This window comes from Ekhidna sp. ABH4_415, assembly GCF_056161305.1.
In genome coordinates, this window is the sequence record NZ_JBSWYW010000005.1 from 397,672 (window position 1) to 404,568 (window position 6,897).

At 41.2% G+C, this 6,897-nt stretch carries 9 protein-coding genes; 4 read left to right on the forward strand and 5 right to left on the reverse strand.

Annotated features, from left to right (window positions below; translation table 11 throughout):
* Position 1: 1 nt before the first annotated feature.
* From ACXAH9_RS11145 to ACXAH9_RS11155, 3 genes are read right to left on the reverse strand one after another with little or no spacing between them, the layout of a single operon-like run.
* Positions 2–679 carry a CBS domain-containing protein gene (locus ACXAH9_RS11145; protein ID WP_474894936.1) on the reverse strand — a complete coding sequence of 226 codons (678 nt, stop codon included), beginning with the start codon at positions 677–679 and terminating at the stop codon, positions 2–4.
* The gene (locus tag ACXAH9_RS11150; protein WP_474894937.1) at positions 676–1,245 is read right to left on the reverse strand and encodes a CvpA family protein; all 570 of its coding nucleotides are present in this window, start codon (positions 1,243–1,245) and stop codon (positions 676–678) included. Before ACXAH9_RS11150 ends, ACXAH9_RS11145 begins: the two co-directional genes overlap by 4 nt.
* Complete coding sequence (locus ACXAH9_RS11155; RefSeq protein WP_474894938.1) at positions 1,246–1,695, reverse strand: GatB/YqeY domain-containing protein; 450 nt, start codon at positions 1,693–1,695, stop codon at positions 1,246–1,248.
* A gap of 50 nt (positions 1,696–1,745) precedes the next feature.
* Here ACXAH9_RS11155 and ACXAH9_RS11160 point away from each other — a divergent pair, with 50 nt between their 5' ends.
* The 4 genes from ACXAH9_RS11160 to ACXAH9_RS11175 all read left to right on the forward strand — a co-directional run bounded on the left by ACXAH9_RS11160 (position 1,746) and on the right by ACXAH9_RS11175 (position 5,165).
* Entirely contained in the window at positions 1,746–2,462 is a 717-nt protein-coding gene (locus ACXAH9_RS11160; protein ID WP_474894939.1) for a pyridoxine 5'-phosphate synthase, read from the forward strand.
* Positions 2,463–2,501: 39 nt separating this feature from the next.
* Positions 2,502–3,851, forward strand: a complete 1,350-nt coding sequence (locus ACXAH9_RS11165) for a DNA recombination protein RmuC (RefSeq protein ID WP_474894940.1) — start codon at positions 2,502–2,504, stop codon at positions 3,849–3,851.
* A 28-nt stretch (positions 3,852–3,879) separates the two neighbouring features.
* Positions 3,880–4,257, forward strand: a complete 378-nt coding sequence (locus ACXAH9_RS11170; RefSeq protein WP_474894941.1) for a co-chaperone GroES — start codon at positions 3,880–3,882, stop codon at positions 4,255–4,257.
* Positions 4,258–4,334: 77 nt separating this feature from the next.
* On the forward strand, positions 4,335–5,165 hold the full coding sequence (locus ACXAH9_RS11175; RefSeq protein ID WP_474894942.1) for a hypothetical protein: 831 nt from the start codon (positions 4,335–4,337) through the stop codon (positions 5,163–5,165).
* On the opposite strand, the gene hemB is transcribed toward ACXAH9_RS11175, so the two are convergent.
* Both hemB and ACXAH9_RS11185 read right to left on the reverse strand, forming a co-directional pair.
* Positions 5,122–6,090, reverse strand: a complete 969-nt coding sequence (gene hemB / locus ACXAH9_RS11180; protein ID WP_474894943.1) for a porphobilinogen synthase — start codon at positions 6,088–6,090, stop codon at positions 5,122–5,124. The genes ACXAH9_RS11175 and hemB overlap by 44 nt on opposite strands.
* On the reverse strand, positions 6,087–6,897 hold an 811-nt coding region (locus tag ACXAH9_RS11185; protein WP_474894944.1), incomplete at its 5' end, for a sialidase family protein. The genes ACXAH9_RS11185 and hemB, both read right to left, overlap by 4 nt.

A 6,897-nucleotide genomic window follows, 5' to 3' on the forward strand; every position in this document is an offset into this window, starting at 1 on the left:
CTCATGGATCGAGAAATTTCATTAGCATACCGAAACGATCTTTTTCGTCAAATGAATTGTCTTCAGTGTTGAATGAAGAAGTGACTTTATAGCCACTTTTTGAAAGACCTGTAGCAATTTGGTTTACATCCTGATGGTTGATGCGCAGCACGATTTCTATCAAAGACGGATCATCCAAATCAGGCTTAACATTAGCGCCTAATATGGTTGAGCCGTTCATTTCCACTACACGAGCAATTTCTGATAAGGAATAATCATTTAGGCTGGTTTGGAGCGTAACGATGGCTCCCTGAGCATTGACTATGGCAGTTTTGGCGAATTCTTTCAGAATATCTGAGATTAAAACCACCCCCTTAAACTCATCACCAGAAACAACAGCGACCATCTCTAACTGGTGGTCGCTCTGCACCCTAAGAATATCATAATAATGGCTAGTTGTCGGGATGACGCAAGATTGCCCTATGAGCGGGTATGCACTTACCTCAGGATGCAAGATTTCAGAATCATAAAGCAAATCTTCTGAAACGAAACCTTTGAATTCGTTATTCTCTACAACTGGAAGCTCCTTCACCCTGAATTCATCCATCCACTGTTTAGCACGTGCGATATCATCGCTCGGCTTAAGTGGTGGCACCATATAGTTTATGAGTTGCTCGGCAATCATCGTATTATTATTCAAATCATTAATTTTTTTGATGCTAATAAATCAGACATATATGTGTCTTTTCCATTAGGGAGGCTATCCATTGAATCTATCAAATCCCGGACCAAAGGGATAACCTCACTCAGCCAACCAAACACTGTGGGGCCTATACCTACAATATACGGAAAAATGATAGCATTGTCTGCATACCTGTTTTCAATGTCAAAACCCACAGAGTCAAAAACCCAAAAAACTATACTAAGTATAAAAGCCCATTTCAATAATCCGGCGAACGCTCCTAACAAATTATCAACCGAACCAAAAATGGTCATATCAACCGCATTTTTTAATGCTTTGGCTCCAGCCTTAATTGCAAGGCTCAGAAGGATAAACAATGCGATAAAAACAACGATCGCAGCAATGTCGAAAAAGCGACTATCCCCAAACAGGCTAGTGGAAACAGGAACGGTAAGTTCAAGCGCCAAAAACAGCCCTATGAAGAAAGCCAGGAATGAAAAAATTTCGACAATAAAGCCATGCCTGTAGCCTTTGACTGCTCCAAATCCCAGAAAAACCAATAAGATAATGTCGAAGGTGCTCAATTAGCTCAATAGTTTTTTAGCTAACGTAGAAATCATTTTTCCGTCTGCCTTTCCGGCTAATTTTTTTGTCGCAGCACCCATCACTTTTCCCATATCCTGTGGGCCGGATGCTCCTACTTCATCAATGACTTTCTTCACTTCAACTTCAACCTCTTCCTCTGATAATTGTTTGGGTAGAAAGCTTTCGATGACGGCAAGTTCTGATTTTTCTGTGGCAGCTAAATCATCTCTCCCTTGTTTTTCAAACACTTCAATGGAGTCTTTTCGCTGTTTGGCAGCTTTGGTTAGGAGCTTCATTTCTGCATCTTCGGAAAGCTCACCGCCCCCTCCTTTCTCTGTCTCTGCAAGGAGGATCTGAGATTTTATAGCCCGCAATGCTCTCAGACGATCTTTGTCTTTATTGAGCATGGCTTGTTTTATTTCTGATTCAATTGTGGATTTTAAACTCATAATCATTGTTTTTAAATGAACAACTTTGCGAAGAAAAACATTCTTAAGCTATGACCCAACTTAGTGTAAATATCAACAAGTTCGCTACCCTAAGAAATGCGAGAGGTGGCGACAACCCAAATGTGGTTCAGGTAGCTAAAGATTGCGAGCGATTTGGTGCTCAGGGCATCACCGTTCACCCCCGACCAGATGAAAGGCATATTACGAAAAAGGATGTTTATGAGCTGAAAGATGTCGTTACCACCGAATTTAACATTGAAGGATATCCTGACGAGCGTTTTTTAAAGATCATTGAAGAAGTCCGTCCAGCACAGGCCACCCTGGTACCCGATCCACCCAATGTACTAACATCCAATGCTGGCTGGGATACGATCAATAATGAAAAAATGCTGAGTGAAATAATCAGTCAAATAAAGAGCTGGGGTGTTCGAACGTCTATTTTTATTGAGCCTGAAAATAAGCTGATGGATGGCGCTAAGAAGTGCGGTACTGATAGAGTGGAATTGTACACGGAGATGTATGCTTCTGCTTATCATGCTGACAAGAAGCAAGCCATTGCAGATTATGTGCGATCATCTAAACATGCGCATGAGATTGGATTAGGTTTGAATGCCGGCCATGACCTGGACTTAAAAAATCTTAACTATTTAAAGCAGCAAATACCGTATCTTGAAGAAGTTTCAATTGGACATGCACTGGTTTGTGATGCGCTTTATTACGGATTGGAAAATACGATCCAGATGTATTTACGAGAGTTGAACAATTAATTTTGCTAAACATTTTAGTAAAATGCTTATTTTTGATTGATGGAAATTTCGAGCTTGATTTTTTTGGTGGTGGGTCTGGCCATTGGTGTACCAATGGGATGGTTGGTTTATAGAGTAAAAGGCAATCGGAGCGTTCCGGAAAGTGATGAGCTGAAAATTCAGCTTAAGCTGGAAATGGAGCGATCCAAAAAACTGGCGGAGGAATTACAACAGTTGAATGAAGAACTGAGACGAGAACGTGAAGAAGTAATCCACCTAAACAATCAGAATTCTACCTTAAAAGCTAACTATCAAAACCTTCAAACACGTCTCGAGGAGCAAAAAGGAGAGTTGGGTCAGTTGCAGGAAAAATTCACTACAGAGTTTAAAAACCTGGCCAATGAAATTTTTGAAGAGAAGAGCAAGAAATTCACGGATCAAAATAAGACGAATCTACACGAACTACTAAATCCACTTGGTCAGAAATTGACCGAGTTTGAGAAGAAGGTAGAGCAGACAAATAAGGAAAGTCTTGAGCGAAGTACTGCTTTAAGAGAACAGATCATTGGATTACGTGAGTTAAATGATCGAATGACCAAAGAGGCTGAGAACCTGACCAAAGCGCTGAAGGGAGACGTGAAAATGCAGGGTAATTGGGGCGAAGTGATCCTTGAGCGAATCCTGGAAAAATCAGGCTTGGAAAAAGACCGGGAATACTTTATTCAGGAAACACTTCATTCAGAAGCTGGCAGGAGATTACGTCCAGATGTGATCATCAAACTACCTGACAATAAAAACTTGGTCATTGACGCGAAAATGTCTCTCATTGCCTATGAGAAATACATGAATGAGGAGGACGAGTCTAAAAAAGAACAATATCTGAAAGAGCACATTCTTTCCGTAAAAGCACATGTGAAGGGACTAGCTGAAAAAAATTATCACCAGTTGTTTGATGGTGGCTCACTGGATTACGTGCTGATGTTTGTCCCTATCGAGTCAGCATTTTCTTTAGTCGTTCAGCACGGCGGAGAGCTTTATAATGAAGCACATGAAAAGAGTATCATCATTGTGAGTCCGGCTACTTTAGTGGCTACACTTCGTACCGTTTCAAGCATATGGAAGCATGAATATCAAAACAGAAATGCCCTAGAGATCGCAAGACAGGGTGGAGCTCTTTATGATAAATTCAAGGCTTTTGTTGATGATTTAATCGAAGTAGGCAAGTCTCTGGATAAGTCGAAGCAGCAATATGGCCAGGCAATGAACAAACTGGTAGAAGGAAAGGATAACCTCATACGAAAAACAGAGCGTCTAAAAGAACTGGGCTCCAAGACATCAAAGTCGCTGGATGATAAACTCCTTCGTCGTGCAGGAGCGAAGGATGATGAGGATACTCCTAAACTGTTTTAATCGTAATTTTGCACCTTAATTTTGCGAGATGGAACTGACTGCAGACAATAAGCTGAAAAATATCATTGTGGTAGGTGATCGTGTACTTATCAAGCCTATTAAAGAGCCACAAAAAACGTCAAGCGGAATTTACCTTCCACCAGGTGTGCATGAAAAGGAAAAAGTACAAAGCGGATACATTGTAAAAGCTGGTCCGGGATATCCTATCCCTCACGCTGTAGAAGACGAAGAATGGAGGCCGGAGGACGAAAAAATAAAGTACATTCCTTTGCAAGCAAAAGAAGGCGATCTCGCTATTTTTCTTCAAAAAGGTGCATTTGAGGTGCAATACAATCAGGAAAAATATTTCATTGTGCCACAGTCTTCTATATTGATGCTGGAGAGGGAAGAAGACCTATTCGATTAAAAATGCAATTTTCCTGGATTTCTTAAGAGATTATTCGGTTAATCTTTACTTTTAAAGAAGATTAACCGAATGAGAAGATGCGATCTGTTATATGCCTTCTAATTCTGTCTATTGCGCTATATCTACCAGCTCAGGAAGACAAGCCTTTTCAGGTTTTAGTTGCGAAAGATGCAAGTACCTATGGAATAGCTGTTGAACCATTGCAGTATGTAGATGATGTTACTTCTATTGATGTGAAAGAAGGAGGCTTTTTAAGCCTAGTACATAAAGGAGGTACTACCTACGAACACACCGAAAAGATTTTTACCTTTTATCTTAAGCCTGAGGAGTTAAAGGATCGGCAAGAACGACCAGCCTTAGAACTTCTATACATGGATAGCACCGTTTTGGATCCAACCAAAGTTATCACGGTGCTTCATCCACCATTTGACAGATCAGGATATTTAGTTTGGGATGAAAGTGAGCCATTTGAGTTGCTATGGCATTTGTATGATGAGCCGGTACTTAATTATATACTTTCTGTTCACGGAAGTGATGGAAGTAAAATCCAGGATTTTAGAACCAGACTCCATAAATACACACTCAAGCCTAATACCTATGGGCTAAGCGATGGTATTTTTACATTCAAAATAAGCAGCACCTTTGCAGGTGAAACAATGGAATCAAAAACCTATACTGTGCAATTAAAGCCCGCTCCTGATTATGAAATCAAAGCAACAGACCTTATTTTGAAAGCACTGGATTTGGAGCTCAGTCCGGATTTGGCATTGCCCGTGTGGCAGGAAGCTTTGGCTATGCCAAACGGACAATTTTATAAGCCTCTTTTTGTAAAGTTTCTTGTTAGAAATATGGATGTTTTGGCGGCTACAGGTGAAGATGTGCAGCTGCTTCTTTCGCAAAATAAGTAAGGATCATATCAGCACCGGCTCGCTTAATAGATAATAAAGATTCCATCATCGTTCTGTCTGAATCAAGCCACCCCTTTTCACCAGCAGCCTTAATCATGGCGTACTCACCTGAAACATTGTAAGCAGCAATCGGGATATTGAAGTTTGATTTTAGTCTTTGAATGATATCCAAATATGCCAGTGCAGGCTTCACCATCAAGACATCTGCACCCTCATTGAAATCAAGTTCAGCTTCCACAATGGCTTCATCACTATTAGCAGGATTCATCTGGTAGGTTGTTTTATCGCCAAATTTTGGAGCCGAGTCCAAAGCATCTCTAAAAGGACCGTAAAAAGCGGAGGCATATTTAGCCGTGTAACTCATGATGCCTGTGTTGGTATATCCTTGTTCATCGAGTACGTTCCTAAGATAACCCACTCGAAAATCCATCATATCGGAGGGCCCTATCATGTCCACGCCGGTCTCAGCTTGGGCCAGTGCCATCTGCCCAAGAATATCCAACGTTTCATCATTGAGAATTTTTCCATCTTCCACAATCCCATCGTGCCCGTCGCTACTATATGGATCCATAGCCACATCAGTGATGATGAGTGCCTCTGGAAACTCTTTTTTGATTTTAGTGAGTGTCTTCAGATAGAAGAAACCAGGATCGTAACTTTTGGTGGCAGTCTTATCTTTGTATTTTTCTTCCACCACAGGGAACACATCAAAACCTTTGATACCCATTTTGAGACATTCCTCAATCTCCTTCAGTATCAGATCTTCAGAAAGTCGATAAATACCAGGCATGCTTTCTACCTCCGATTTCTTTTTAGTTCCCTCCAAAAGGAAAAGAGGAAAAATGAAATCGTTTGTAGTTAGCGTTGTTTCCTGAGCTAAGTCTCTGATTGCTGTTGATGCTCTGTTTCTTCTTGGTCGCCTCATGGCTGCAAAGATATTCGCAAAATTTTGCCATCGGTACCACAGGCATATCCAACTTTTCCTTTCATGCTAATCGCCCAATAGTTAGCAGAATCAAGGTTGACCCAACTTTGACCCAAATCAACGGTGTAATCTATACCGTTGGGACCGCACACAAAGGCAATGGTTTCATCATCGATTTTCGTAATTGCACTCCCATAAAAGGCGCCTGCTGTTTTTGCCTGATTTGTAAGCGTCCAGGAGTTTCCTCCGTCCGTGCTTAATGCACAGTTATCGGTATATTCAGTAGGTTTTAGCAGGTCACCACCCGTAACAACCCCAATATTTCCAATGAAAGAAACAGATGTGTTGCCAGCAGCTTCTCCAGTAATCAAGGGCGATGAAACCGTCCTCCAGCTTTTTCCATAATCCTCAGTTACCAAGAATCTACAATTGTTACGGGCCCCTGTTGCAATCCATGCCTTTCCATTTTCCCCGGTAGTGACACAGGTTCCACTCGCTGCGAATCCTCCTTCTCCCTTGCCTGCTTTAGGCATGCTCGTTGAATCTGCTCTTCTCCAGGATTTTCCTCCGTCTGATGTTAGCAAGATGTAAGGGTAGGGATCAATAGCATCACCATATGCAATACCTCTTTGGTCATCCCAGAAATCAATACAATCCAGGAAACCAAGAGAATCTTCCATTACAAAATTTTCCTCCCATATATCAGGAGTCTTGAATGTATAAATTCGTGAAAGCGGTCCGGGACCTGCTGTCATTAAAACAACTTTATCAGAATCGAAACCATGAACATCGCGAAACTGAAATGAA

Coding starts and splice junctions, on each gene's coding strand:
- ACXAH9_RS11160 (WP_474894939.1), top strand. CDS start 1,746: ATGACCCAACTTAGTGTAAATATCAACAAGTTCGCTACCCTAAGAAAT.
- hemB (WP_474894943.1), bottom strand. CDS start 6,090: ATGAGGCGACCAAGAAGAAACAGAGCATCAACAGCAATCAGAGACTTA.
- ACXAH9_RS11165 (WP_474894940.1), top strand. CDS start 2,502: ATGGAAATTTCGAGCTTGATTTTTTTGGTGGTGGGTCTGGCCATTGGT.
- ACXAH9_RS11155 (WP_474894938.1), bottom strand. CDS start 1,695: ATGAGTTTAAAATCCACAATTGAATCAGAAATAAAACAAGCCATGCTC.
- ACXAH9_RS11170 (WP_474894941.1), top strand. CDS start 3,880: ATGGAACTGACTGCAGACAATAAGCTGAAAAATATCATTGTGGTAGGT.
- ACXAH9_RS11175 (WP_474894942.1), top strand. CDS start 4,335: ATGCGATCTGTTATATGCCTTCTAATTCTGTCTATTGCGCTATATCTA.